Raw genomic sequence first — 25,284 nt, forward strand, 5'->3', positions numbered from 1 at the left:
CTTAGTTCTCTTTCGGTTCGTAGGAGCAGATGGCCTCGACCTTGGCGGCGGAGGAGCTGTTTTCATCGAAACGGTGGGTCAACCATTCATTGACCAGCTTCTTGGCGAGTTCCAGGCCGATGACCCGCTGGCCGAAGGTGAGGACCTGTGCGTTGTTGCTCAGGACTGAACGTTCCACCGAGTAGCTGTCGTGCGCTGTGACCGCACGGATCCCCGGCACTTTGTTCGCGGCGATCGCGACTCCGAGGCCGGTCCCGCAGATCAGGAGCGCCCGGTCCGCCTCGCCTGCCGCCACTTTGCGGGCGGCGTCGACGGCGATGTGCGGGTATGCAGTGGAGTCGTCGCTGCCGACGCCGACGTCGAGCACGGATTCCACGCGATCGTCCGTCTCCAGGAGGACCTTCAGAGCGGTTTTGAATTCGACTCCTGCTTCGTCATTTCCGATCACGATGCGAAACTTCTCACTCATGGGTGGGCTCCAGTTCAGTAGTCAGGTCCTGGGCAGTACGTGCCAACGCTTCGGCGATCAGGGCAAAGGACACGGCGCCCGGATCCGCATGGCCGATGCTCTTCTCGGCGAGCGGCCGTGCGCGGCCCTTCCGCGGACGGAGGGAAGCGGTCTCTTCGGCAGCGGTGGTAGCGACTCCGGCAGCAGCGATGAGGGTTTCCGTGACGGTTGCACCGTTGCGGACGCGCTCCGTGAAGGTTTCCACGTAGGGAATCAGCCCGTCCACCATGGTCTTGTCTCCGGCTTCCGCCTTACCGAGGTTGCGGATCGCGGTGCTGAAGGCGGAGGCGGCGGCCAGGGCGTCGTCGGGCCCGTAGGTTTCCCGGTTCCCCAACGAATGCGCGAGCGCGATGAGGCCGGAACCCCACAGTGCACCCGAGGTTCCACCGGCCTTTTCCGACCAGGCTTCACCCGCCGCGGTGAGGACGTGATCCACGCCCGCGGAAGCGGTGGCCGCCCGCCCCGCAGCATCGGCGGCAGCATCGATTCCCCGGCGCATACCGATGCCGTGGTCGCCGTCGCCGGCCGCAGCGTCCAGTTTGCCGAGTTCCTCCTCGTGTTCCATGACCACCGCGCGCGCTGTTTCAAGCAGTGCCACGGCGCCCGCGCTCAGCGCAGCGGCCGCCGGTGTTGCCTCCTCGACAGGTGCTTCCGCCTCAGCCGCAAGTTGCTGTACGTCGCGGTGGGCCCGGGCGGCAACATTGCCCTTGCGGAACGCTGGAGTATCGGCAGGAGCGGACCAATAGGTCTCAAGTTCCTCGTCGAGCCACAGCAGCGTCAGGGAGACGCCAGCCATGTCCAGGCTGGTGACCAGCTCACCGCACTCAGGTTCGATGACCTCGAGTCCAGCCTGGACCAGCAGCTTCTCAATTCGGCCGTAGAGAAGGAACAGTTCGTCGTACTTCACCGTCCCCAGCCCATTGACGATCACAGCAACGCGACTGCCGGCGTCGTCGGGCTTGTCCTGGAGGAGTTTGGAGACCAGCAGGTCGGCCAGCTCCGATGCAGAGGGCATGGGGTGATCAGCGATTCCAGGCTCCCCGTGGATGCCCAGTCCGAGAGACATGTGTCCCGGTTCCACGGAGAACAGCGGCTGGTCGGCACCGGGCAGGGTGCAGCCGTCAAAGGCGACGCCGAGGGTACGCGTGCGGTAGTTGGCCTTCCGGGCAAGCCGCTCCACGTCGTCGATGGTGAGGCCGGCTTCGGCTGCGGCGCCTGCCACCTTGAAGACTGTGAGGTCCCCGGCAATACCGCGGCGGTTCTCCAGTTGGTCGATGGGTGCGCTCGCGATGTCATCGGTAACGAGCACCGTCCTGGTTTCTATCCCTTCGGCGTTGAGCCGGAGCTCCGCCTGCCCGAAGTGCAGCACATCGCCGGCATAGTTGCCGTAGCTGAGCAGGACACCGCCGCCGTTGCTGGCCGTCTTCGCAACGCGGTAGACCTGGCCGGCGGCGGGGGAAGCGAACATGTTGCCGCAGGCTGATCCGGCGGCGAGCCCCTTTCCAACCAGGCCGGCGAAGGCGGGATAGTGGCCGGAACCGCCGCCGATAACAAGGGCAACCTGGCCCTCGTCCATCTCGGTGGACCGGACCACACCGCCGTCGACGCGGGTCACGTACCGGCGGTTCGCAGCAGCGAAACCGTCGAGGGCATCATTGGCAAAGGACGCGGGATCGTCAAAAATGCGTGTCATCGTTTCCTCATTGAATCCGTGAAGGCGGGTAAATCCCGCGGTTGATTCGCCGGCTGCGTCAGTGTGCGGTCTGGCGCGCCTTCTGACGGCCTTGCGCGACGAGGGGCGTGCCGAGGACATAGTCCTCGGTCCTGGGAAGGATCTTCTTCCGCAGGTATTCCTGGTTGCTGGCCGAGATGCTCAGGCCGTCTCCGCCGTAGTGCTCCGCGCAGATAATGCCCTGGAAGCCGGAGGCGAGCGCCGTGCGGACTGCTTCCCGGTAGTTGATAACGCCTGTTTCCATCAAAGTCGGCACGGTAACGAACTGCCCGAGCGCCAGGTCCTCATCCCGGCTGTAGTTCTTCACATGCCAGTAGTTGGCGTAGGGCATGGTCTTGGCAACGAGCTCCTGAATGGGCTCAATGGGGCGATGGAGGCGTACCAGATTGCCGAGGTCGGGGTTGAGCCCGACGTTGGGCAGGTCAATCTCCTGGACAAGCCGGACCGCCGAGTCGCCGGTGCCGAGGTAGGTGTCCTCGTACGTCTCGAGGGACATCAGGAGCCCCAGGTCCGCAGCGTGGTTGCCGAGTTCCCGGAGCCTCTTGACAGCCTTGTGCCACAGCTCGGGATCATCTTCGGGATCCTTATGACCATCGACTGTCCAGAACCACAGCTGTTTCTTCTGCTCAGGGGTGAGTGCCTGGTGCAGCCCGAAGGAAACAACTTCGCAGTCGAGCTGTGCGCCGGCTTCCAGCGTGCGATGGCTGTAGGCGAGGTTGTCTTCCCAATTCTGCTCGTCGATGACGCTGCGACGGATTGCCGAGATGGCGGGCGCTCCGACGCCGACATTGTCAGCTGCAAGCTTGAGCTCGTTGAGGCGCTCGCTCGAAAGATCACCGGGGCGGATCCAGCTGTCGAGGAGGTCAACGTTGCTGAAGCCGGCATCCCGCACCTCCCGGAAGACGTTCTCCCACACGGCCGGCTCAGCGTCCTGCATAGTGACACCGTCGGTTCCGTGGTGGGGGAACTGCAGCAGTGCGGCGGTAATGGGCCAGGTATCTGCGGTATAAACCATGAAGCACTCCCTCGTAAATCGTATTTCCTATAATTTTTTGCGAGATAAAGGGCGCGCTGGCTCACGTTTAGTGCGCCGCGTGCCTACTGCGGGGGTGCCGTCGATTCCCTGACGAGCAGCCGGGTGGCCAACTCGATGCGGGATGAGTCCGGTTCCTGGCCGTCGATCTGGCGCAGTAGTGCCCGGGTGGCGGAACGGCCGATTTCCCTCAGTGGCTGCTCCACCGTTGTCAGCTGGGGCATGGCCTGTTCGGCGAAGGACGTGCCGTCAAATCCAACGATGCTCAGCTGGGCCGGCAACTCGAGGCCGCGGCGGCGTGCCTCTTCCCACACTCCGCTCGCAATAGTGTCGTTCGCCGCGAATATCGCGGTGGGCGGCTCCGGCAGTTCAAGCAGGCGGCTCAAGCCCTCCATGCCGAAGGACCGGGTGAATTCCCCGGGAATGACGTATTCGGGGCGCACCTCGAGTCCGCGTCCCAGTAGGGCCGCCATGTACCCGTGCTGACGATCCTGACTGCATTCGGCGCGAGGTGGTCCGCCAAGGTGGGCAACCCGTCGATGTCCGAGATCCAGCAGGTGCTCTGTGGCAGCCTTGCCGCCGGCCCAGTTGGTTGCACCCACGCTGACGACGTCGGCACCGGGAGGGTTGAGCGGATCCACCAGGACTACGGGGATGCCGCGTTCCTGGAAGGTGAGCAGATCACTGCCACCCCACTTCGAGGTGACGAGCAGCAGGCCCTGCCGGCCGGCGTCGAGCATTCGCTGTACCCTTTGGGCCGCGCTGACGGCCTCCAGCGACATGGCGGAGAGTACCACTTCCGCACCGTTCTCGCTGGTGCATTCAAGGATTCCATCCATCACCTCGGCGTAGTAGGCGGTGTTAACGCTTTCCACGACCACGTCGATCATGACCGAATCGGTGCGTCGCCGCGGCGTTGCAGAGCGGTAATTTAGACTGCGCATCACCTCAAGCACACGGTCGCGAGTGGCGGCAGCGACGTCATCCCTGCCATTGAGAACTTTCGAAACTGTGGGGATGGAGACACCGGCAACCTCGGCTACCGAGGCCAGGGTGGCCTTTGACCTGACCGTGCTGGAAGCTGCCATCCCGTCTCTCTTTCTCCGTGGGTCCAGATGCTACCGGATTATTTCGTCGAGACCATTGACCTCTCCGGTGTGATGCAGATAACTTTACACCAACCGAAACATCTTTCGAAACATTTCGAAAGAGCGGGACATAGAAGGTTCTTATCGACCGGTGCCAGCGTGGGCCCGGATCCGAGGAAGGAATTATCGAATGAAGCACCGCAAACTGTCAGGCATCGTCGCCGTCGCCTCCGCCCTGACACTGTCGCTGACCATGTCCGCCTGCGGAAGCAGCGGCCCCCAGGACACCACCGCCAGCACGGGTTCGCCCACATTCTGGGCGCTGACCGGTGCCAACGAGTCGATCATTGAGCCCTCCATCGAGTCGTGGAACGAGGAACACAACGACGCTGCAATCAAGCTGGATTTCTTCGCCAATGACGCCTACAAGACCAAGGTCCGCACTGCGATCGGCGCCGGAGAAGGCCCTACTCTCATCCACGGTTGGGGCGGCGGCGTGCTGAAGTCCTACGTTGACGAGGGCCATGTGATGGACCTGACGCAGTTCCTCGAGGAGAACCCCGAGGTGAAGGAACGCTACATTCCCGCGGTTTTGGAGAACGGCGTGATCGATGACACCACCTACGCCCTTCCCTACACCGGCATGCAGCCTGTGGTGCTGTATTACAACAAGGAAGTCTTCGAGCAGATCGGGGCGGAGCCGCCCCAGACCTGGGATGAGCTGATGGACCTCGTGCCGAAGTTCAACGAGGCCGGCATCGCACCCTTCTCCCTTGGCGGCCAGTCCAAGTGGCCCAACCTGATGTGGTTCTCCTACCTGGTGGACCGGGTCGGCGGACCGGAGGTCTTCCAGGCAATCCTGGACGGCGAAGAGGAAGCCTGGTCTGATCCCGCGGTTATCGAGGCCCTCAGCATGATTCAGGAGCTGGTCGACGCCGGTGGCTTCGTCAACGGCTTCTCTTCCGTAGCGGCCGACGGCGGTGCTGACGCCGCTCTGATGTACACCGGCAAGGCAGCCATGCTGCTTCAGGGTGGCTGGGTCTACCAGACGATGAAGAACGATGCCCCGGAGTTCGTCTCCTCCGGAAACCTGGGCTACAGCACCTTTCCGGCTGTAGAGGGCGGTAAGGGCGATCCGGAAAATATTGTCGGCAACCCGAGCAACTTCCTGTCGGTCTCCGAGACCGCTACGGAGGAGCAGAAGGCAGCCGCCCTGGAGTACCTCAAGGACGGCGTCTACAACGAGGAGTACACGCAGAACCTCGTCGAGTCCGGCGCCATCCCGCCGACGGTCGGCGCGGAGGACCTGCTTGCAGAGTCCGAAGACAAGGACTTCCTCACGCAGCTCTACGGCATGGCGACGGGCGCACCGAACTTCCAGCTCTCCTGGGACCAGGCGCTCAGCCCTGAGCAGGGCAGCGCGATGCTCGCCAACCTGGACCGTATCTTCCTCGGTGAAATTACTCCCGAGCAGTTCGCGGAGACGATGAACGGGACCTTGGAGCAGTAAATGGCTCTGCAGACCGAAACCCGGTCCGCGTCACCAGCGCGGGGAGGCCGCAGCGCGGCCTCCCTGGGCTGGTTCGCCGTCCCGGCCCTCGTGTTCTTTTTGATCTTCGCCATAATCCCCCTGATCGGTGTGGTTTTCCTCAGCTTCACCAGCTGGAATGGTCTCGGCGACATCACCCTCACCGGTCTCGACAGCTGGGTCACGGCCCTGACCAGCCCGGTCACCATGAACGCCATCTGGGTAACGGTGAAGATCATGTTCTTCTCCCTGATTGTGCAGATTCCGATCAGCCTGCTGCTTGGAGTCTTCACTGCCGGCACCCAGCGCTACCGTGCACTGCTTGCCGTGATCTACTTCGTTCCGCTGCTGCTCTCCTCGGCGGCCGTAGCGATCGCCTACAAGGCGCTGCTGGACCCGAATTTCGGGATGGGCCCGGGCCTGGGTCTTCCGATTCTCGCCCAGGACTGGCTGGGCAATCCGGATCTGGTGCTCTTCGTCGTCGTCTTCGTGATCGCCTGGCAGTTCGTGCCGTTCCACACCCTTATCTACCAGGGCGGTGTGCGGCAGATCCCGGCCAGCTTCTACGAGGCGGCACAGATTGACGGCGCCGGCCGGATCCAGCAGTTCTTCCACATCACCCTGCCGCAGCTGAAGTACACCATGATCACATCCTCCACACTGATGGTGGTCGGGTCGCTGGCCTACTTCGACCTCATCTTCGTGTTGACGGCCGGCGGTCCGGGTTACGCAACCCGCCTGCTGCCCCTGCACATGTACCTCACCGGTTTCCAGGCCAATGACATGGGTGCGGCCAGCGCGCTGGGAGTCATCCTCGTCGTCGTCGGGCTAGGCCTTGCGATTCTCGTTCAGAGCTTCGGCGGCCGGAACCGCTCTGCAAGCCAGTTGGAAGGTGCCTGATGGCAGTCACAACGGAAACACCGCAGGCAACAACCAAACGCCACGGCTCAGCAGGCCAGCAACGACGACGCTGGCGCTCCGGCCACCGCCCCAACATCCTCGGCGGTCTGGGCGGCTGGATCTGGCTCGCGGTCATCATCCTGCCGATCTACTACGTGGTGATCACCAGCCTGAAGAACCAGGCCGGCTTCTTCGGCAGCAACCCGCTTGCTCCGCCGATGGATCCGACGCTCGCCAACTACGCGTTCGTCCTGGAGCAGGGCTTCACCCAGTACTTCGTGAATTCGACGATTGTCACGGTGGGCACTGTGCTGCCGGCGCTCGTTATCTCCTTCATGGCCGCTTACGCGATCGTGCGGGGGCAGGGCCGGTTCATCACCTGGACCAACACGCTCTTCCTGATGGGGCTGGCGATTCCGCTGCACGCGACGATCATTCCGATCTACTACATGATCACCCGTGCCCGGCTCTATGACACCCTGCTGGCCTTGATCCTGCCCTCGATCGCGTTCGCCATCCCGATTTCGGTCCTGATTCTCTCGAACTTTCTGCGTAACGTGCCCAAGGAACTGTTCGAGTCCATGAGGCTCGACGGCTGCTCCGAGTTCAGCATGATGTGGCGTCTCGCACTTCCGCTGACCCGCCCGGCCGTGGTGACCGTCGGAATCTACAACGCCCTGCACGTCTGGAACGGCTTCCTGTTCCCGCTGATCCTGACCCAGAGTCCGGACAAGCGCGTGCTGCCGCTGTCACTCTGGGCGTTCCAGGGCGAGTACACGATCAACATCCCGGCGGTGCTTGCCGCCGTCATGCTGGCAACCCTGCCGCTGCTGGTGCTCTACGCGGTGGCGCGGAAACAGTTGGTCAGCGGGCTCACAGCGGGCTTCAGCAAGTGAATGATCGAGCAAACGAAGGACTTTCATGACTTCCAATACCCCTCCACTCCGGGTGGGCATGGTGGGCTACGCGTTCATGGGCGCCGCCCACTCACACGCCTGGCGCACGGCTCCGCGGTTCTTTGACCTGCCGCTGCAGCCTGAACTTTCAGTCCTGGTGGGTCGCAACGCCGACGCCGCCGCCAGCGCTGCCTCACGCATGGGCTGGAACGAGACCGCCACCGACTGGCGGGAAGTGATCCAGCGCGACGACGTCGACCTGATCGACATCTGCACTCCCGGGGACACCCACGCCGAGATCGCGATCGCCGCGCTCGAGGCCGGGAAGCACGTCCTGTGTGAGAAGCCACTGGCCAACTCGGTGGAAGAAGCCGAGCGGATGGCGGCCGCCGCCGAGGCGGGCTCGCACCGCGGCATCCTGTCCATGTGCGGGTACAGCTACCGCCGCACGCCGGCGCTGACCCTGGCACGGGAACTGGTGCAGGAGGGGCGCATCGGTACCATCCGCCATGTCCGCGCGCAGTACCTGCAGGACTGGCTCTCAGACGAGCTCACCCCGCTGACGTGGCGGATGGACAAGGAGAAGGCCGGATCAGGCTCCCTGGGTGACATCGGGGCGCACATCATCGACGCGGCCCAGTGGGTAACCGGTAAGCAGATCAGCGGCGTCTCGGCTCTGATGGAGACATTCGTGACCGAGCGCCCCGTCGGGGGCGACCTGGCGGGTCTCGGCGGGCGCGGTGACGCTTCGGGGGAGCGCGGACCGGTGACGGTCGACGACGCCGCCGCCTTCACCGCGCGGTTCGACGGCGGCGGCATCGGCGTCTTCGAAGCCACACGGTTCGCGCTGGGGCGTAAGAACGCCATCCGGCTGGAGGTCAACGGATCCGAGGGCTCGATCGCGTTCGACTTCGAGGACATGAACGTTCTGGAGTACTACGACGGCAGCAATGACAGCCGCACCTCTGGCTTCCGCCGCATCCAGGTCGGCGAACCGGACCACCCGTACACGGGCAACTGGTGGCCGGTGGGCCACGGCCTCGGCTATGAGCACGGGTTCACGCACCAGGTGGTGGACCTCGTGACTGCACTCGCGGACGGAACCCAGCCGTCGCCGTCGTTCGCTGAGGCACTGCAGGTGCAGCGGGTGCTGGCCGCGGTGGAGCAGAGCGCCACCAATGAATCGCGCTGGCAGCGGATCGAGTCATGACAGAAAGGGAGAACCGAATGCGTCCAGTAACCCTGTTCACCGGCCAGTGGGCGGACCTGCCGTTCGAGGAGGTCGCGCGGCTCGCGGGCCAGTGGGGCTTCGACGGGTTGGAAATCGCCTGCTGGGGCGACCACCTCGATCCGGAGCGCGTCCTCGAGGACGACGCCTACCTCCGCGACCGCCTCGACATCCTCGAGCGGAACAACCTGCAGGTCCATGCGATTGCAAACCATCTGACCGGGCAGGCCGTGTGCGATGACCCGATCGACGAACGCCACCGCGGTATCCTCCCCGATCGGGTGTGGGGAGACGGCGAGCCGGAGGGGGTCCGCCGTCGTGCTGCCGAAGTCATGAAGGCCACTGCCCACGCGGCCGCGCGGCTCGGTGCCGGCACGGTAACGGGCTTTACCGGCTCCTCGATCTGGAAGTGCGTGGCCATGTTCCCGCCCGTGCCGAATTCGATGATCAACGACGGCTACGAGGACTTCGCGGACCGTTGGGATCCGATCATGGACGCGTTCGACGACGCCGGCGTGCGGTTTGCGCTGGAAGTGCATCCGTCGGAGATCGCCTACGACTACTGGAGCGCCAGGCGGACCCTGGACGTCATGGCCGGCCGGAAGAACTTCGGGCTGAACTTCGATCCTTCACACTTCATCTGGCAGGACCTTGACCCGGTGATGTTCCTGGAGGACTTCGCCGACTCCATCTTCCATGTACATGTGAAGGAATCCGTGCGCCAACTGAACGGGCGCAACGGCAGGCTGGGGTCGCATCTGCCGTGGGGTGATCCACGGCGGGGCTGGGACTTCGTCACCGCCGGACACGGCGACGTGCAGTGGGAGCCGATTTTCCGGATGCTCAACTCCATCGGCTACAGCGGGCCGGTCAGCGTCGAGTGGGAGGACGCAGGCATGGACCGGCTCGTCGGAGCACCGCAAGCACTCGCGCTGGTTCGCCAACTGGGCGAGATAGCCCCTTCCGCCGCCGCCTTCGACGCCGCATTCTCGACCGGGCGCTGACCCCTACCAAAAGAAAGACGTGACATGACAAACAAGAACGCCCTGATAGTCCGCGGCGGGTGGGACGGCCACCAGCCCGTGGAAGCCACCGAGCGCTTCATTCCGTTCCTCCGCGAAAGCGGTTACGACGTCCGCGTCGAGGAATCCCCCAAGATCTACGCCGATCCCGAGTACATGGCCACCGTGGACCTGATTGTTCAGTGCAACACGATGAACACGATCGAGAAGGACGAGTTCCGCGGGCTGCGCGCGGCGATCGAAGCCGGAACGGGGATGGCCGGGTGGCACGGCGGCATCGCCGACTCCTACCGGAACGAGTCCGACTACCTGCACCTGATCGGCGGCCAGTTCGCCTGCCATCCGGGCAAGCATCCGGACGAGTGCATCGGCGAGCAATCCGACAACTACGTGCCGTACCGGGTCAACATGCTGCCCGCCGCGGCGGACCATCCCATCACCCAGGGGATCGGGGACTTCGACCTGGTCACCGAGCAGTATTGGGTGCTCGCGGACGACTACATCGACGTCCTCGCCACCACCACGCAGGCAGTGCGCGAGTGGGACCCCTGGAACCGCCCGGTCACCTCTCCTGCGATCTGGACCCGTCAGTGGGGCAAAGGCCGCATCTTCGTCAGCACCCCCGGCCACCGGGTGGAAATCCTCGACGACCCGAACGTACGCACCATCATCGAAAGGGGCATGCTGTGGGCAAGCCGTTGAACATCGGCATCGTTGGCTGCGGAGCCATCGTTGCGAAGTACCTGGAGACATTCCCGCAGATGGATTCCTTGAACCTGGTCGCGGTTGCCGATCTTGATCCTGCGAGGGCACAGACGGTCGCCGACTCACAGCCCGGTGTGCGGGCGGTGAGCGTCGATGAGTTGTTGGACGCCGACGACGTGGACGCCGTCCTCAACCTGACCATTCCCGCTGCGCACGCCGAGGTGGCGCTGCGGGCGATCGACGCCGGGAAGCACGTCTACGGGGAGAAGCCGCTCGCCGCGACCACCGAGGAGGCGAGGGAGGTGCTCGACGCTGCAGAGGCGGCCGGCGTCAGGGTCGGTTGTGCGCCGGACACGGTGCTGGGCACCGGTATCCAGACGGCACGCAAGGCGATTGATGACGGGCTGATCGGTGCTCCGATTTCGGCGACGGCCACCATGGTCACGCCCGGCCACGAGCGCTGGCATCCCAATCCGGACTTCTATTACCTTCCCGGCGGTGGTCCGCTGCTCGATATGGGTCCGTATTACGTGACGGCGCTCGTCACGCTTCTGGGGCCGGTTTCCTCGGTGATCGGGGCGGCGAGCCATACCCGCACGTCACGGACGATCGGTTCCGGGCCACGGGCTGGGGAATCTGTTCCCGTTACCACTGACACCCATGTGACTGGCGTGCTGGTGCATGAGTCGGGTGCAATTTCGACCCTGGTGATGAGCTTCGATGCCGTGCAGACCCGGTCGCCCAATATCGAGATTCACGGCGAGACAGCGAGCCTTATTGTCCCTGACCCCAACTACTTCGACGGTGATGTGGAGATATGCACGCTTGCCGAGCGCGACGCCGGTTTCAAGGTGCTGCCGGTCAGCGCGGGCTACCGGGACTCGGGTCGCGGGTACGGGCTCGGGGACATGGCGGAGACCCCTGAGGGGGAGCAGCACCGCGCCAACGGCAACCTTGCCTACCACGTGCTCGACGTTATGGAGTCGCTGCTGAACTCCGCGGCTACCGGTACATCGGTGCCCCTCAAGAGCCGTGCGGATCGGCCTGCTGCAGTGCCGCTGGCGGAGGTGCCGCAGCCGGTGGCGTAGAGGCTTGGCAAATTTTTTCCGACCCGGGCTAGGAGGATGAACGCGTCAGAAGAAGCACATGTCTCTCGCAGCAACTGCGGCACACATGCCGCCGACAACGGTGTCTTTGCACCGCGAAAGGACCAGCAACACAATGAGTAAGAGAAGAGCCCTGCTTGGAGCGGGGATGTCTGCGGCACTTGCCGTAACACTGATCGGCTGTACCAATAACAACGGTGGCGGAGGCGGCGCCGGAGCGAGCAAAACCAACTGCACTAACGAGATAAAGGTGCAGGACGTTCCGGTTGTCACGTACTGGGCCTGGTTCGAGGACACTGCGCAGACCGTCGACAATTTCAACGAGAGCCATGACGACGTACAGATCTGCTGGACGAACGCCGGTCAGGGCGCCGATGCGTACACCAAGCTTTCGACCTCGCTCCAGTCCAAGTCAGGGGCTCCCGACATCGTTCAGATCGAGTACGACTGGCTGAACAGCTTCCTCATCCAGGGCGGCCTGGTCGACATGACCGAGCATGGGATTGAGGAGTACAAGGACAACTTCACCGAAGGGGCCTGGCGCGACGTCTCGAGCGGCGAAGGCGTCTACGCCGTGCCGGTCGACCTCGGTCCGGTCGGAATGTGGTACCGGGCGGACATTTTCGAGGAGCACGGCATTGCGATTCCGACCACCTGGGAGGAGTACGCTGCAGCGGCCGAGCAGCTGAGCGAGGCTACCGGCGGAGAGACTCTGATCGGCAACTTCGCACCCAATGGGCAGGGCCAGCATTACGCTCTCCTCGACCAGGCCGGCGCCGCACCGTTTGAGTTCGACAACGGCAATCCGACCGAAATCAGCATTAACCACAATGACGAGGCAAGCAAGAAAGTCTTTGACTACTGGCTCGATCTGGTTGATCGCGACCTTGTAGGTACCGATCAGGCGTGGACCTCCGAGTTCAATACCGCTCTCGGCGGCGGCCGGTATGCGACCGCTATCTACCCGGTCTGGTACAACATCCACATCCCCGCTTTCGAAGGTGCCGAGGCGGATGCCGAGTGGCGTGCCGCTCCGATTCCGCAGTGGGAAGGTGCCGACCCCACGCAGGTGAACTGGGGCGGCAGCACGCTGGCCGTCACAGCTCAAGCTGATGATCCGGCACTTGCCACGAAGGTCGCTGCCGAGCTCTATGTTCCCCAGGAGAACAAGGAACTCGGGGTCGAGGTGGGTGGGCTCTTCCTGGCCTATCCCGAGATGATCGAATCCGACTACTTCCAGGACCGCCCGTACGAATTCTATGGCGGCCAGCAGATCAACAAGGAGGTCTTCGGACCGGCTGCTCTCGCTTATGAGGGTGTGACGTTCTCGCCGTTCTCGCAGTACTACTACGACGAGTCACAGCGTCTGCTGTCCGAGGCGATTGCAGGCAACATGTCGGCATCTGAAGCCGCGGATGAGCTCCAGACGTCGCTTGAGACCTATGCCACAGAACAGGGTTTCACCCTGAAATGAGTCAGGCCTGTGCGGGTGGGGTACCACCTCGCCCGCACAGCGGTCCTCCCATTTGCGTCCCAAGGAAGTAACACATGTCAGCCACCACACCGCTACAAAAATCCGGGCGTCCCCCTGCTGTGAAGCGGGGGACTACTTTGGAGCAGAAGCACGCGCGATTCGGGTGGGTCTTTCTCGCTCCGTTCGCGATCGTGTTTTTGGTCTTCCTCGTCCTGCCGCTCGCCTATGCATTCTGGATGAGCCTGCACACCAACACCCTTGCGGCAGGCGAGCAGTTCGCCGGGCTGGCGAACTACGTCACTGCATTCAACGACCAGCGCTTCCTGGCGGGAATGGCGAGGGTAGCCGCGTTCGCCGTCGTTTTCGTGCCACTGCAGATCGGGCTGGCGCTCATCCTCGCGCTCATCCTCGACGACGTTCGAACCAGACTGTCCCGTTTCTCGCGGCTCCTCATCTTCGCGCCTTACGCCATCCCCGGAGTAATTGGAGCACTCATGTGGGGGTTCCTGTATAGCCCGTCGTTCGGGCCTCTGGTGACATTCTTCGAGTTCCTTCAGATGCAGGCGCCGGACATGCTCAGCCGTGACTCGATTTTCTGGTCGCTGACCAACATCGTGACGTGGCAGTGGACGGGTTACTACATGATCATCGTCTACGCGTCGCTGCAGTCGATTGACCCCTCGATCTACGAAGCCGCTCGTATTGACGGAGCGTCGAAGCTGCAGACAGCGCTGCAGGTCAAGGTGCCGATCGTCGCGTCCTCACTCGTGCTGGTGGTTGTGTTCTCACTGATCGGGACGCTGCAGTTCTTCACCGAACCGCAGGTGCTCGCACCCCTGGCCGGCAACGCCATAGACGCCGCGTACACCCCGAACCTGTACGCCTACAATCTGGCGTTCTCGTATCAGCAGTTCAACTACGCGTCGGCCATCTCCTTCGCGCTAGGGCTTCTGGTCTTCCTCGCCTCCATCATTTTCCTGATCGCCACTCGCAAGCAGAGCGGACTCCGCTGATGACAACTTCACCTGCACCTCTCCTTGATGACGCCGTAACCCCTTCGGGTCCACGAAAGAAACGGGGCAGCGGCAAGCCCCGGCGCGAGAAGTCGGTCGGCCTGCACATTCTCCTTGCCGTCGCGTCCCTCTATTTCCTCCTTCCCATGTGGTGGCTCTTTGTTGCAGGGACAAAGAGCACCCAGGGGCTGTTTACCGGCACCGGAGGACCACTGTGGTTTGACCAGGACTTCGCCCTGTTCGACAACATCGCACAGCTCACGACCTACAACAACGGCATCTACCTGAAATGGCTGGGGAACTCCTTCCTGTACGCGACTGCGGGCGGTATCGGCGCAACACTCCTCGCCGTCCTGGCGGGCTATGCGTTCGCGAAATACCGCTTCCGGGGGCGAACAGTCAGCTTCATGATCCTGCTGGCATCGGTGATGGTACCGGCGACGGCGCTGGTTATCCCGACGTACGTGCTGTTCAATAACCTCGGCCTCACCAACACCATCTGGGCGGTGATCCTCCCATCATTGTTGAGCCCCTTCGGCGTGTATCTGATGCGCGTCTATGTTCAGGACGCAATCCCGGACGAATTGCTGGATGCTGCCCGGGTGGATGGGTCAGGAGAATTCAGGACCTTTGCCACCATCGCGCTGCCCTTGATGCGGCCGGCCGTTGTGACTGTCATGCTGCTCTCCGTCGTCGGAGGCTGGAACAACTACTTCCTGCCGCTCGCCATGATTTCAGACCCGACATTGCTTCCCGTCACTGTGGGTCTGAACGCCTGGCAGGTGCAGTCGAACTCCGCCACCGCCAGCAGCCTGGTGTGGCACCTGGTGACAAGCGGAGCCCTGATTTCCGTGATACCGCTCATCATCGCCTTCCTGATGCTGCAGAAGTACTGGCAGGGCGGACTGTCACTCGGCAGCCTGAAGTAGTCGCGGTACCGCTTGAACGTCATCCACCAACCATTGAGGAGCAGTATGCCTAACGCCCGTGTGACCGTCGACCCGAACTTTGTCATCGGCCCCATCAACCGCCGGCTCTTCGGGTCCTTCATCGAGCATATGGGTCGCGCCGTTTACACCGGTATCTACGAGCCCGGCCACCCTACCGCCGACGAGGAGGGCTTCCGTCGGGACGTCATCGAACTGGTGAAAGAACTGGGCGTTACCGGCATCCGCTACCCGGGCGGCAACTTTGTTTCGGGATTCCAGTGGAGGGACAGCATTGGTCCCAAAGACCAGCGTCCCCGCCGGCTGGATCTGGCGTGGCGATCGAGTGAGACGAACCAGGTGGGGCTGCACGAATTCGCCTCCTGGGTCGAGAAGGTGGGCGGTGAACTCATGTACGCAGTTAACCTGGGCACCGCCGACACGAAGGACGCACTCGATGTGGTCGAGTACTCGAACATCCCGAAGGGTTCCACGCTGGCCGAAGAGCGGATAGCGAACGGCCGGCCGGACCCCTTCGGCATCAGGATGTGGTACCTCGGCAACGAGATGGACGGTCCCTGGCAGGTCGGCCACTCATCGGCTGAAGACTATGGAAAGAAGGCGTCGCGCACAGCGAAAGCGCTGCGCCAGTTGGATCCGGAGGTGGAACTCGTGGCCTCAGGATCCTCCCATCCGACAATGCCCACGTTCCCCGTCTGGGACCGGGTGGTACTGGAGCACGCCTACGACGACGTCGACTACATCTCCTGCCACGGCTACTACGAGGAAAAGAACGGAGACCTCGGCTCTTTCCTGGCCGCCCCCGTGAAGATGGACCGGTATCTTGACGTGGTCATCGCGACCGCTGACCACGTCAAAGCGGTCAAGCGCAGTGAGAAGACACTCAACATTTCCTTTGATGAGTGGAACGTCTGGTACTTGGGCGACAACCTCCGGCGATTCCCGCGTCAGGCAGACCGGTTCTACCGCGCCGACGAGATCGAGGGTGATAGCTGGCCGGAGGCTCCCCGGCTCGCCGAAGACGTCTACTCCGTGGCGGATGCGGTGGTGGTCGGCGGGCTGCTGATCTCCCTGCTTCGGCATGCCGATCGCGTGACGTCGGCGGCTATGTCAATGCTTGTGAATGTGATTGCACCGATCACTACGGAGCCCGGTGGTCCCGCCTGGCGGCAGACCACCTACTATCCGTTTGCGGTCACGTCCAGGCTCGCGGCCGGCGTCGCCCTCGACGTCCGGGTTGAAAGCGAGCAGTATGAGACGGACGAGCTGGGCAGCGTGCCGCTCGTGGATGCCGGGGCGACGTACGACGCCGGGAGCGGACGTGCTGCGGTTTTCCTCGTCAACCGGTCCCTCTCCGATGCCATCACGGTCACCGTGAACTTGGCCAAGCTCGGTGATGTAGCCCTGCTGGAATCGCAGATGATCTCCGATGCGGACGTGTACGCCAGAAACACGAAGGACGCCCCGAACCGAGTGCAGCTCAAGCCAAATTCGACGGCGACGTACGACGAAGGCCTCCTCACAGTGACCCTGCCGCCTGTCTCCTGGACTGCGGTGGCGCTGGGCTGATCCGGTAAAACTCGACCAAGAGCAACCATTAATGAAACGACCGAACAAAGGAACCGAACATATGAAGACGCGCAAAATTTCCGACGTCGAAGTCAGTGCCATCGGATTCGGCGGGATGCCGATATCCATTGAGGGACGGCCGGACGAAGCCCAGGCCATAGCCACTGTGCACGCGGCACTCGATGAGGGCATCACCCTGTTCGACACCGCCGACGCGTACCACCTCCACGCGGACGAGGTGGGGCACAACGAGTCCCTCATCGCCCGGGCGGTCGCGAGCTGGGGCGGGGACACTTCGGACGTTCTGATAGCCACGAAGGGCGGGCACCTCCGGCCGGGTGACGGCTCCTGGACCCTCAACGGCAGGCCCGAATACATCAAGAAAGCCGCGGAAGCGTCTCTCAAACGGCTCGGCATCGAAGCCATCGGTCTCTACCAATTCCACCGCCCGGACCCGGAGGTTCCCTACGAGGACTCCGTCGGAGCAATCCGGGACTTGCTGGACGAGGGAAAGATCCGCCTTGCGGGAATCTCGAATGCGACCCCGGAGCGCATCCGGCTGTCCCAGGAGATCCTAGGCGGACGCCTCGCTTCGGTGCAGAACCAGTTCTCACCGGCGTTCCGGAGCAGCGAACCTGAGCTCCGGTTGTGTGACGAGCTTGGGATTGCCTTCCTTCCGTGGAGCCCCCTGGGAGGCATCGCCTCGGCCGGCGCGCTGGGCGATCGCTTCAGCGCATTCCGAGAGGTGGCCGAGGAGCGCGGTGTAAGCCCCCAAGTGGTCTGCCTGGCCTGGCACCTGGCCAAGTCGCCCCAGGTCATTCCCATTCCTGGATCTTCCCGGCCCGCCAGCATCCGCGACTCGGCCAGCGCCGTCGATCTGAAGCTTACGGACGAGGAAGTCGACTTGCTCGATGCGTCGGCGTACGAGGGGACCGAGGCAGCTTCACGCTCCTGACACCATCGGCAGGCGGCCCGGACTACGAGCCCAGGACGGCTTAGCAGCGACGGGGTTCCGGCACCTGCCCATTGACGGCCGCAGCCAACGTCTGCCGGCTCCGAGCGTAAGCAGTTTTCCTCGTTACGCACCTCCGGTAGAGAGCGAGGAGGCTGCGACAGTCAGTGGTCGGCGCGGGTGACGGCCGTGCTGGAGCGCACCGTAAGAGCGGTCGCCAACTCGACATGCGGGGAGGAGGGGCGCCGGCCCTCCTCCATAACGAGGATGGTCTGGACCGCCATTGCGCCCATGCCCTCGAGGTTCTGGTGCACCGTCGTGAGCGGCGGCGTCGTCCATGCAGCCTGAGGAGTGTCGTCGAAACCGGTGACACTGAGCCCTTCAGGCACTTGAATGCCCAGCTCGTGCGCCGCGGTGAGCACCCCCACGGCGATCTCATCGTTGGCCGCCATGATCGCCGTAGGCGGGTGCGTAGACGTGAGCAGCTCGCGCGCATGCTCGACCCCGGCGGCGACCGCGAAGGGGCCGGACCGAATGATGGCAGGGTCGATCGCCAGGCCCGCTGAGTCGAGGGCTGCCTGATATCCGAGCCGTCGGTCGCGGGCAGCATCGGACGCCTCGGGGCCGCCGATCCAAGCGATGCGTCGGTGACCCAGGCCGATAAGGTGCTCGGTTGCGGTACGCGCGCCCGCCCAGTTGCTCGATCCAACGCTCACCATCCGGCGATGCCCCGTATCGACCGGGTCGACGATGATGAACGGCAGGCCCACGTCGCTCGCCGCGTCGATGAGTCCGTCGGGTTCGGAAAGCGTGAGGCCGATAATGCCGACGACACCAGACCTACGCTGATCGGCGATCCAATCTCGCGCCACCGCGCGATGCGTGCGCGAGGTGCGCTCAGGGGCAAGGCGTGTCAGGAGATCGACGTGGGAATTGTCGGCCTCCGCTAAAGCACCTTGCAGGACGCCGAGGATGTAGGGCGAGGCAGGAAGGTCGAAGACGACGGCAACCACGCGACGCGCAGCGAAAGGCATCGGAAGCGTCGTCGGCCGATACTCCAGAGCGGTGACCGCAGCGAGGACTCGCTCGCGGGTCTTGGGCGAAATGTCGTTACGTCCGTTGAGCGCCTTGGAGACTGTCGCCTTTGAGACGCCCACAGCCGTGGCGACATCCGCCAGAGTTGCTCGCCGCCCGGTGGTATCAGGAGTCATGAAGCCCTTCCCTTCGAAAACATTTCGTTAGGTAACCACCCGTCGTCTCACCAATTAGGCTACCACCGCACCTATTGACAGGCGGAACGGTGAAATCTACTATAAATTTACGATACATGTTGCGAAACTATTTCGCAAACGAATCGGCTCATGCCGTTTCGCGACCAAAGGAGCCGTCATGTCCGTGGTACCACCGGCAAGCGTCTTGGTTGACGGGCGCCCGAGCAGCGATATCGAGCTGCGGCACGTGTGGAGCGAATGCGTCGGCGCAGGCCGCGCCAACGAGGCACTGCGTGCCGACTGGCAGCAACATTTCTGCGAAACCGTTGAGGTGCTTGGTGCGCGTTACGTGCGGTTCCATGGCCTCTTTCACGACGACATGTTCGTGTACCGCGCGTCGAACGGTGGTGGTTTCGGTCCGCCGACACCGCTCGCCGAACCGGTCTACACCTTCGCGTATGTGGACAAGGTGTTCGACGCCATCCTTGACACCGGTGCTCGCCCGTTCGTGGAGCTCGGCTTCATGCCGCGTGAACTCGCCACGCAGACCGAGACGCTGTTCTGGTGGAAGGCGCACTGTAGCCCTCCGAAGCACATGGATGCTTGGACCGACCTCGTCACCGCGACTGTCGAGCACTGGATCGAGCGCTATGGAATAGAGGAGGTTCGCACCTGGCCGTTCGAGGTATGGAATGAGCCGAACCTCGTGCCTCACTTCTGGACAGGTACCAGGACGGAGTACTTCCAACTTTACGAGGAGACCGCAAAGGCCATCAAGGCGATCGATTCCGGTCTCCGGGTGGGCGGCCCCTCATCGTCGGTTTTCGTGCCCGACGCCCGCTACGAGGGCGAGTACCACGACAGGTCTGTTGAGGCAGCCACGGCGGAAGCTCCCGATCCCGAACTCCTTCCGTGGAAGCCGGTGTGGATCCACGAGTTCCTCGCATACTGCGCCGAACGCGGCCTTCCCATCGACTTCCTTTCCACCCACCTATATCCGACAGATTTCGCCTTCGACACTCAGGGTGTGGGTCGCCCCATCAGCCGACAGCGCGACGCAACGCGCAGCGATTTGGCGGTCATGCGGCAGATCATCACCGAGTCCCCATACCCGGACGCCGAGCTGCACATCACCGAGTGGTCCACGTCGCCATCGAGTCGAGACCGGATGCACGACACGGTGTTCGCCGCGACTTACATTGCCCGCGTCTTCCTCCAGTGTCACAACCTCGCCGACTCGATCTCCTACTGGGCATTCACCGACGTTTTCGAGGAAGGTGGCGGCGGGATCGGGCCCTTCCACGGCGGCTTCGGTTTCATCAACGAACAGGGCATCCATAAGCCCACATTCCACGCGATGGCGATGCTCAACCGCCTCGGCGACCGGATAGCGCTGCAAACCGAGCACGGCATCATCACCCGCACTGCGGATGACGCCGTCGCTGCGCTGTTCTTCAACTATCCGGATTCCATGGCCGCGAGGTCTGTAGGCGCTGCAGACTCCTACGCACAAACGCGTCGTCTCGCCGCGGAAGGCCCCGCCCGGCGCATCGTCCACACCGTAGCCGGGCTGCCCTCTGGTGATGCCTATCAGGTCGAAATCCTCGACCAGGATCACGGGGATGTCGCATCCGCATGGCACCGGATGGGGGAGCCGCTCAACCTGTCACGCCAGGACGTCGCCGATCTCACGACGATCGCCGATGACCTGGACCGTAGAACGCTCACCGTCGACACCGACGGCGTGCTCAAAGTCGATGTGTCGCTCGCACCCTGGGCCGTGATGTCGATCTTCCCCTCCACACCCACACCCTGACACCGACGAATCCCATATACGACGAAGTATCGAAAGGACCCGCATCATGAAATTCACGAAGAGATCCGCACGAGTAACCGCATTCGCGGCGTTTACAGCCCTCGCTCTCACGGCCTGCAATGGAGGAGGAGGAGCAGGCGGAGGCGGTAAGGCAGCGTCCGAAGATAACAAGCCCGAGCAGCTGACAGTCGCCGCTTGGATGGACTTCCCTCCGGAATTGCTCGCGTCGTTTGAGGAGGAATACGGAATCAAGGTGGCCGTGGAGTCATTCCCCGACGGCGCCTCGGCTCAGACCGTACTGCGCAACGGTCTCTCCTCCGGAGGGGCCGGTCTGTCGGACGTCCACCTGATTGAGCTCGACTGGTGGAGCGAGATGATGGCGGCGCCGGAAGACTGGGCTGAGCTCCCTGCGATTCCCGGTCGATGGGTGGACTGGAAGGTCGAACAGGGGTCTGTCGATGGCGTCATAACCGGATACGGCACGGACATCGGTCCGCTTGGTATCGCCTTCAATCAGGACATGACCTCGGCTGCTGGTGTTGCTGCAGATCCTGAAGCGTTCGGGGAGTACATTGGTGGCGACGCCGCCACATGGGAGTCGTTCCTCGACGCCGGCCGTAAGTACGTCGCGACGTCTGACAACTATTTCATCGACTCGCTGTCGAGCGCCTTTCAGGCTGCAATCAACCTGCTTCCCAACGCTTTCGAGGACCCAGAGTCGGGCAACCCGTACAACCTCGCCGACAACGCCGAGGTCAAGGAACTGTTCATGACATTCGCTGATGCGGCCGCGGACGGCGTGTCAGCAGGCATCCCGATCGGTCACGCGGACTGGGGCGCAGGCTTCCAGAACCGTGAATGGGCAACCGTAGTCACCCCGGCCTGGATGACCGGCATCATTGCCGAAAACGCTGACGGCATCGAGGGGTGGCGCGTCTCGAGCACCTTCCCCGACGGCGGCGGCAACTGGGGCGGCTCGTTCTTCTCCGTCCCAGCGACGGGCGAGAACACCGGGTGGGCTGTCAAACTCGCCGACCACCTCACGTCCCCCGAGGCGGCCGTGCAATGGTTCCACACCACCGGGCAGTTCCCCTCGCAGCTCGAAGCCATCGAAAGCCCCGATATCACCGAGACCGAGAACGAGTTCTACGGCAACCAGCGCGTCGGCCAGATCTACGGCAGTCTCGCCGCGTCGGCCGGCGATTCGGCAGCAGGCGGCTTCCGCGGCGAAAACTTCGCCGGCATCCAGACACTGGTCACGAACGGCATCGCCCTCGTGGAATCCGGCAGTGCTACGCCGGAAGAGGCATGGCAGTCGGTCGTCAGCGAGTTCGAGGCACTCGGCTTCGACACCGCGGAATAACCCGCCCGTATCGCGGTCCGGTCCTCAATTCCTGGGGACCGGACCGCCGTCCGGCGGGCCACCACCTCGAACTCAGGAAAGGCTCGAGCCATGGCTACAACTACATTGGCCCATTCGCGCTCAACGCGTCGCGTCGGCTGGGGGCAGCGGCTGTCTCGCTGGGACATCAAGGTCTCGCCCTATCTCTACATCTCGCCGTTCTTCATCATCTTCGCGATCTTCGGTGCGTTCCCGCTCGCCTTCAATGTCGTCGTCGCGCTCCATGACTGGCACCGCCGCTCAGGTATGGGCGACTTCGTAGGCCTTGACAACTTTGCCTGGGTGCTAAGCCAACCGCTGTTCTGGCGGTCGCTCGGGAACACGTTCTCTATCTTTCTGTGGGGTGGCATCCCACAAATTATCTTGGCGCTGTTGATTGCGTCGATCCTCGACCAGAATCTTCGCGCCCGCACGTTCTGGCGCATGAGCGTCCTCCTCCCCTTCGTCGTGATGCCGGTGGCCACCGCGATGATCTTCGGTCAGGTCTTCGGCCAGTTCGGTCTTCTCGTGCCGAACCTGCAAGAGCTCGGTATCTGGACCGAATACAGCTCCCCGTTCTTCCAGGACCGATTGCTGTCCCACATCGCCATCGGCTCGATGGTCGTCTTCCGCTGGACGGGATACAACGCGCTGATTTTTCTCGCTGCTATGCAGGCGGTGCCGCGCGACCTCTATGAGGCCGCCACGGTGGACGGTGCTGGCCGTGTGCGACAGTTCTTCTCGGTGACCCTTCCAAGCATCCGTCCAACGTTGGTCTTCGTCGTTCTGACCATGACGATCGGAGGCCTTGAAATCTTCGATGAGGCCCGGATGTTCGATGGTGGGGGAACGGGCGGCGGCGTCGGCGGCGCTGATAGTCAGTGGACCACTGTGGTGCTGTACCTCTACAACCTCGGATTTGGCGAGTGGCAGGATCGACTCGGGCAAGCTGCCGCGGTCGGCTGGATCTTCGCCCTGATTATCTTGGCGCTTTCTCTGCTGAATATCGCCTTGACGGGCAGAGTCGCATCGTCGAGTGCCAGTGCCAGCCGGATGCCCAGATTCATCCGGGCGTCGTCCAGGGGGCGCGAAGCGCAGCCAACAAACACAGATCAGTCACGCGAAGGAGGCCAGCGATGAATGCGGCATACGTCGAGAACACGGCGGGCCGAGGTGCCGCCAAGTACGCGAAGAAGCGGAAAGCCGAGGGCAGGGCCGTCGCGAACCAACCTTCCGCCCGCCGGCCGGGCTGGGTGACATACGCCTTCCTGGCCGTCGCCTTCGTCCTATCTGCCTTCCCGCTCTATGCCGCCGCTATGTACGGCTCATCGACGACCACCGAGATTGCTAGATCGGTCGGCACCCTGCCGACGTGGATACCGACATTGACCCTCTTCGAGAACTTCGCTCAGGTTTTCTCGACCGAACAATTCAACATCTGGGTGGCATTCGTGAATTCGCTGCTCGTCGCTGTCTCAGTGAGCGCATCCACGGTGTTCTTCGCGACGCTCGCCGGCTTCACCTTCTCCAAATTGAGGTTCCGCGGTAGGCGGGCGCTCTACCTCGCGGTCATCGGCACCATGGTGATCCCGGCCCAGATCGGCACCATCCCCATGTTCGTCATGATGAACGAGTTCGGTTGGATCGACTCGCTCCTCGCGCTGACCGTCCCAGGGCTCATCGGCGCCTTCGGCGTGTTCTGGATGACGCAGTACCTTCAGGAAGCTCTGCCGTTCGAGCTGATCGAAGCAGCGCGGGTAGATGGAGCATCAATGTTTCGAATTTTCTGGTCGATCGCGTTGCCCGCGGCGCGTCCCGGAGCGGCAACGCTGGCCATGTTCACTTTCATCGGTTCGTGGAACAGCTTCTTCTGGCCGTCGGTGGTGATGCGATCACAGCTGACCATGCCGCTCGTAGTGCCTCAACTCCGAGGTGCCTTTACTTCCGACACGGGACTGGTGATGGCGGGCGTTTTCCTCATAGCGGTACCACTACTCCTGGTTTTGATCCTTGCGGGCAAGCAACTCGTCGCCGGTGTCATGGAGGGTGCGGTCAAGGGCTGACTAGCAGGTTCCCCTGAGTCCTGTCATGCTTTCGCACAAGCTACGAGGACTCCGTCGAGCAATCCGGGATCTGCTGGACGAGGGGGCCGAGGCAGCTTCACGTTCCTCATCGCCATAGGGCGGGCTGAGCTGCCGCCGTCGTCGTTATCGGAATTACGAAGCGTGCCCGCCGGTCGAATCGAGAATGAAGCGCGCGGTTTCCTCCGGCTGGTCCCAGTGGGGAAAGTGCCCGCAGTCCTCGAAGACGTGGAGGGTGGCGTCCGGGTAGAGCGACATGGCGACGGCGGCTTCGCTCAGTGGCGTGACCCTGTCCTGCCGGCCCCATCCGAAGGCGAGTTTACCTTTGAGGCTGCCCTGGGGTGCGCCTTCCTGGCGCGGTCCATGGGAGAGTGACCTGCGCGCTTCATCGAGGCTGGGGGAGGTAGCGAATCCGCGGAGCTCAGTGAGGACGAGGTCCGGGTCGAGTTTCCACGGGGCAGCGGAAAACTGGGCGAGGAGTGCCGTACGGCCGGCGGCCTGTTTCACGAGCGACGGCAGCACAGGCTGAATGCGGCGTACGAGCGCGACGGACGCAGTGATCGTGCTGTTGAAGATGCGCGCCTGGGTGTCATTCCAGAATCCACCAGGGTCGAGTGCGACCACATTGCCCGTGTGCCCGCGTCGAGCCATCTCAACGACCATGCGCGCTCCCATTGAGCTGCCGACTATGTCCGCGTCTTCCAGATTCTCGTCGCCAAGGAAACGTTCGACGGCGTCGGTAAGGGTGGCGATGGTTACCTCACCGGTGAGGGGATCGCTCTTGCCAAAACCGGGAAGGTCGAAGGCGATCACCTCCCGCTGCTGCTGAAGCATGGGGAGGACAGGATCCCAGTTGCGGATGCTGGACCCGAGCCCGTGGACGAGCAGGAGTGGTTTGCCGGAGCCGCTTCGTTCGGTGTTCAACATTGAAGATCATGGTCCTTCCGTTGCCGCGCTGCAGGGCGAGGTGAGGTGGGGTGCCAAGCCTAGTACGCAATCGGCCCACCTCCTTGAGTAGGAGGTGGGCCGATTGGTGAGCCCTGGGGCTCGGTTGTTACCGGTTGTTACCGGTTGTCGACGAGGTTGGCTTCGTC

At 63.1% G+C, this 25,284-nt stretch carries 22 protein-coding genes; 16 read left to right on the forward strand and 6 right to left on the reverse strand.

Features of this window, described 5'->3' with window-relative positions; genetic code table 11:
- Position 1 precedes the first annotated feature (1 nt).
- The 4 genes from AC4D2M_RS12855 to AC4D2M_RS12870 all read right to left on the reverse strand — a co-directional run bounded on the left by AC4D2M_RS12855 (position 2) and on the right by AC4D2M_RS12870 (position 4,361).
- Positions 2-469, reverse strand: coding sequence for a ribose-5-phosphate isomerase (locus tag AC4D2M_RS12855; protein WP_490892280.1), 468 nt, complete (start codon positions 467-469; stop codon positions 2-4).
- Positions 462-2,201: a dihydroxyacetone kinase subunit DhaL gene (dhaL, locus tag AC4D2M_RS12860; protein ID WP_490892281.1), complete on the reverse strand. Its 1,740-nt coding sequence runs from the start codon at positions 2,199-2,201 to the stop codon at positions 462-464. Before dhaL ends, AC4D2M_RS12855 begins: the two co-directional genes overlap by 8 nt.
- Positions 2,202-2,259: 58 nt before the next feature.
- Complete coding sequence (locus tag AC4D2M_RS12865) at positions 2,260-3,255, reverse strand: sugar phosphate isomerase/epimerase family protein (protein WP_490892282.1); 996 nt, start codon at positions 3,253-3,255, stop codon at positions 2,260-2,262.
- An 83-nt stretch (positions 3,256-3,338) separates the two neighbouring features.
- Positions 3,339-4,361, reverse strand: a complete 1,023-nt coding sequence (locus AC4D2M_RS12870; RefSeq protein WP_490892283.1) for a LacI family DNA-binding transcriptional regulator — start codon at positions 4,359-4,361, stop codon at positions 3,339-3,341.
- 190 nt (positions 4,362-4,551) lie between these two features.
- Here AC4D2M_RS12870 and AC4D2M_RS12875 point away from each other — a divergent pair, with 190 nt between their 5' ends.
- The 12 genes from AC4D2M_RS12875 to AC4D2M_RS12930 all read left to right on the forward strand — a co-directional run bounded on the left by AC4D2M_RS12875 (position 4,552) and on the right by AC4D2M_RS12930 (position 17,704).
- A complete protein-coding gene (locus tag AC4D2M_RS12875; RefSeq protein ID WP_490892284.1) occupies positions 4,552-5,871 on the forward strand; it encodes an ABC transporter substrate-binding protein in 1,320 nt (439 codons plus the stop codon).
- The gene (locus AC4D2M_RS12880; RefSeq protein WP_490892285.1) at positions 5,872-6,789 is read left to right on the forward strand and encodes a carbohydrate ABC transporter permease; all 918 of its coding nucleotides are present in this window, start codon (positions 5,872-5,874) and stop codon (positions 6,787-6,789) included.
- The gene (locus tag AC4D2M_RS12885) at positions 6,789-7,685 is read left to right on the forward strand and encodes a carbohydrate ABC transporter permease (RefSeq protein ID WP_490892286.1); all 897 of its coding nucleotides are present in this window, start codon (positions 6,789-6,791) and stop codon (positions 7,683-7,685) included. The genes AC4D2M_RS12880 and AC4D2M_RS12885 overlap by 1 nt, the downstream gene beginning before the upstream one ends.
- A gap of 25 nt (positions 7,686-7,710) precedes the next feature.
- On the forward strand, positions 7,711-8,895 hold the full coding sequence (locus tag AC4D2M_RS12890; RefSeq protein WP_490892287.1) for a Gfo/Idh/MocA family protein: 1,185 nt from the start codon (positions 7,711-7,713) through the stop codon (positions 8,893-8,895).
- Between the two features lie 17 nt (positions 8,896-8,912).
- A complete protein-coding gene (locus AC4D2M_RS12895; RefSeq protein ID WP_490892288.1) occupies positions 8,913-9,917 on the forward strand; it encodes a sugar phosphate isomerase/epimerase family protein in 1,005 nt (334 codons plus the stop codon).
- 24 nt (positions 9,918-9,941) lie between these two features.
- On the forward strand, positions 9,942-10,637 hold the full coding sequence (locus AC4D2M_RS12900) for a ThuA domain-containing protein (RefSeq protein WP_490892289.1): 696 nt from the start codon (positions 9,942-9,944) through the stop codon (positions 10,635-10,637).
- Complete coding sequence (locus tag AC4D2M_RS12905) at positions 10,622-11,728, forward strand: Gfo/Idh/MocA family protein (protein ID WP_490892290.1); 1,107 nt, start codon at positions 10,622-10,624, stop codon at positions 11,726-11,728. Before AC4D2M_RS12900 ends, AC4D2M_RS12905 begins: the two co-directional genes overlap by 16 nt.
- 133 nt (positions 11,729-11,861) lie before the next feature.
- On the forward strand, positions 11,862-13,220 hold the full coding sequence (locus AC4D2M_RS12910) for an ABC transporter substrate-binding protein (protein WP_490892291.1): 1,359 nt from the start codon (positions 11,862-11,864) through the stop codon (positions 13,218-13,220).
- Between the two features lie 74 nt (positions 13,221-13,294).
- Positions 13,295-14,233: a carbohydrate ABC transporter permease gene (locus tag AC4D2M_RS12915; protein ID WP_490892292.1), complete on the forward strand. Its 939-nt coding sequence runs from the start codon at positions 13,295-13,297 to the stop codon at positions 14,231-14,233.
- Positions 14,233-15,162, forward strand: a complete 930-nt coding sequence (locus AC4D2M_RS12920) for a carbohydrate ABC transporter permease (RefSeq protein ID WP_490892293.1) — start codon at positions 14,233-14,235, stop codon at positions 15,160-15,162. Before AC4D2M_RS12915 ends, AC4D2M_RS12920 begins: the two co-directional genes overlap by 1 nt.
- Before the next feature lie 45 nt (positions 15,163-15,207).
- The gene (arfA, locus tag AC4D2M_RS12925; protein WP_490892294.1) at positions 15,208-16,749 is read left to right on the forward strand and encodes an arabinosylfuranosidase ArfA; all 1,542 of its coding nucleotides are present in this window, start codon (positions 15,208-15,210) and stop codon (positions 16,747-16,749) included.
- A 61-nt stretch (positions 16,750-16,810) separates the two neighbouring features.
- Positions 16,811-17,704, forward strand: a complete 894-nt coding sequence (locus AC4D2M_RS12930; protein ID WP_490892295.1) for an aldo/keto reductase — start codon at positions 16,811-16,813, stop codon at positions 17,702-17,704.
- A gap of 161 nt (positions 17,705-17,865) precedes the next feature.
- On the opposite strand, the gene AC4D2M_RS12935 is transcribed toward AC4D2M_RS12930, so the two are convergent.
- Entirely contained in the window at positions 17,866-18,912 is a 1,047-nt protein-coding gene (locus tag AC4D2M_RS12935; protein WP_490892296.1) for a LacI family DNA-binding transcriptional regulator, read from the reverse strand.
- 178 nt (positions 18,913-19,090) lie between these two features.
- Here AC4D2M_RS12935 and AC4D2M_RS12940 point away from each other — a divergent pair, with 178 nt between their 5' ends.
- The 4 genes from AC4D2M_RS12940 (at position 19,091) to AC4D2M_RS12955 (ending at position 24,172) form a co-directional block, all read left to right on the forward strand.
- The gene (locus AC4D2M_RS12940) at positions 19,091-20,728 is read left to right on the forward strand and encodes a GH39 family glycosyl hydrolase (protein WP_490892297.1); all 1,638 of its coding nucleotides are present in this window, start codon (positions 19,091-19,093) and stop codon (positions 20,726-20,728) included.
- Between the two features lie 46 nt (positions 20,729-20,774).
- The gene (locus tag AC4D2M_RS12945; protein ID WP_490892298.1) at positions 20,775-22,091 is read left to right on the forward strand and encodes an ABC transporter substrate-binding protein; all 1,317 of its coding nucleotides are present in this window, start codon (positions 20,775-20,777) and stop codon (positions 22,089-22,091) included.
- A 105-nt stretch (positions 22,092-22,196) separates the two neighbouring features.
- Positions 22,197-23,249 (forward strand): carbohydrate ABC transporter permease, encoded by a 1,053-nt coding sequence (locus AC4D2M_RS12950; RefSeq protein ID WP_490892299.1) that lies wholly within the window; start codon positions 22,197-22,199, stop codon positions 23,247-23,249.
- Positions 23,246-24,172 (forward strand): carbohydrate ABC transporter permease, encoded by a 927-nt coding sequence (locus tag AC4D2M_RS12955; protein ID WP_490892300.1) that lies wholly within the window; start codon positions 23,246-23,248, stop codon positions 24,170-24,172. The genes AC4D2M_RS12950 and AC4D2M_RS12955 overlap by 4 nt, the downstream gene beginning before the upstream one ends.
- Positions 24,173-24,325: 153 nt before the next feature.
- Here AC4D2M_RS12955 and AC4D2M_RS12960 read toward each other — a convergent pair whose 3' ends face one another.
- Positions 24,326-25,117 (reverse strand): alpha/beta fold hydrolase, encoded by a 792-nt coding sequence (locus AC4D2M_RS12960; RefSeq protein ID WP_490892301.1) that lies wholly within the window; start codon positions 25,115-25,117, stop codon positions 24,326-24,328.
- Between the last annotated feature and the right edge of the window lie 167 nt (positions 25,118-25,284).

It is taken from the genome of Arthrobacter sp. TJ-270, assembly GCF_058269075.1.

What these genes read in the sequence shown, in the direction of transcription:
- AC4D2M_RS12885 (WP_490892286.1), top strand. Translation starts at nt 6,789, where the DNA reads ATGGCAGTCACAACGGAAACACCGCAGGCAACAACCAAACGCCACGGC.
- AC4D2M_RS12920 (WP_490892293.1), top strand. Translation starts at nt 14,233, where the DNA reads ATGACAACTTCACCTGCACCTCTCCTTGATGACGCCGTAACCCCTTCG.
- AC4D2M_RS12895 (WP_490892288.1), top strand. Translation starts at nt 8,913, where the DNA reads ATGCGTCCAGTAACCCTGTTCACCGGCCAGTGGGCGGACCTGCCGTTC.
- AC4D2M_RS12870 (WP_490892283.1), bottom strand. Translation starts at nt 4,361, where the DNA reads ATGGCAGCTTCCAGCACGGTCAGGTCAAAGGCCACCCTGGCCTCGGTA.
- AC4D2M_RS12960 (WP_490892301.1), bottom strand. Translation starts at nt 25,117, where the DNA reads ATGTTGAACACCGAACGAAGCGGCTCCGGCAAACCACTCCTGCTCGTC.
- AC4D2M_RS12935 (WP_490892296.1), bottom strand. Translation starts at nt 18,912, where the DNA reads ATGACTCCTGATACCACCGGGCGGCGAGCAACTCTGGCGGATGTCGCC.
- AC4D2M_RS12930 (WP_490892295.1), top strand. Translation starts at nt 16,811, where the DNA reads ATGAAGACGCGCAAAATTTCCGACGTCGAAGTCAGTGCCATCGGATTC.
- dhaL (WP_490892281.1), bottom strand. Translation starts at nt 2,201, where the DNA reads ATGACACGCATTTTTGACGATCCCGCGTCCTTTGCCAATGATGCCCTC.
- AC4D2M_RS12880 (WP_490892285.1), top strand. Translation starts at nt 5,872, where the DNA reads ATGGCTCTGCAGACCGAAACCCGGTCCGCGTCACCAGCGCGGGGAGGC.
- AC4D2M_RS12890 (WP_490892287.1), top strand. Translation starts at nt 7,711, where the DNA reads ATGACTTCCAATACCCCTCCACTCCGGGTGGGCATGGTGGGCTACGCG.
- arfA (WP_490892294.1), top strand. Translation starts at nt 15,208, where the DNA reads ATGCCTAACGCCCGTGTGACCGTCGACCCGAACTTTGTCATCGGCCCC.
- AC4D2M_RS12855 (WP_490892280.1), bottom strand. Translation starts at nt 469, where the DNA reads ATGAGTGAGAAGTTTCGCATCGTGATCGGAAATGACGAAGCAGGAGTC.
- AC4D2M_RS12945 (WP_490892298.1), top strand. Translation starts at nt 20,775, where the DNA reads ATGAAATTCACGAAGAGATCCGCACGAGTAACCGCATTCGCGGCGTTT.
- AC4D2M_RS12875 (WP_490892284.1), top strand. Translation starts at nt 4,552, where the DNA reads ATGAAGCACCGCAAACTGTCAGGCATCGTCGCCGTCGCCTCCGCCCTG.
- AC4D2M_RS12915 (WP_490892292.1), top strand. Translation starts at nt 13,295, where the DNA reads ATGTCAGCCACCACACCGCTACAAAAATCCGGGCGTCCCCCTGCTGTG.
- AC4D2M_RS12900 (WP_490892289.1), top strand. Translation starts at nt 9,942, where the DNA reads ATGACAAACAAGAACGCCCTGATAGTCCGCGGCGGGTGGGACGGCCAC.
- AC4D2M_RS12940 (WP_490892297.1), top strand. Translation starts at nt 19,091, where the DNA reads ATGTCCGTGGTACCACCGGCAAGCGTCTTGGTTGACGGGCGCCCGAGC.
- AC4D2M_RS12910 (WP_490892291.1), top strand. Translation starts at nt 11,862, where the DNA reads ATGAGTAAGAGAAGAGCCCTGCTTGGAGCGGGGATGTCTGCGGCACTT.
- AC4D2M_RS12955 (WP_490892300.1), top strand. Translation starts at nt 23,246, where the DNA reads ATGAATGCGGCATACGTCGAGAACACGGCGGGCCGAGGTGCCGCCAAG.
- AC4D2M_RS12865 (WP_490892282.1), bottom strand. Translation starts at nt 3,255, where the DNA reads ATGGTTTATACCGCAGATACCTGGCCCATTACCGCCGCACTGCTGCAG.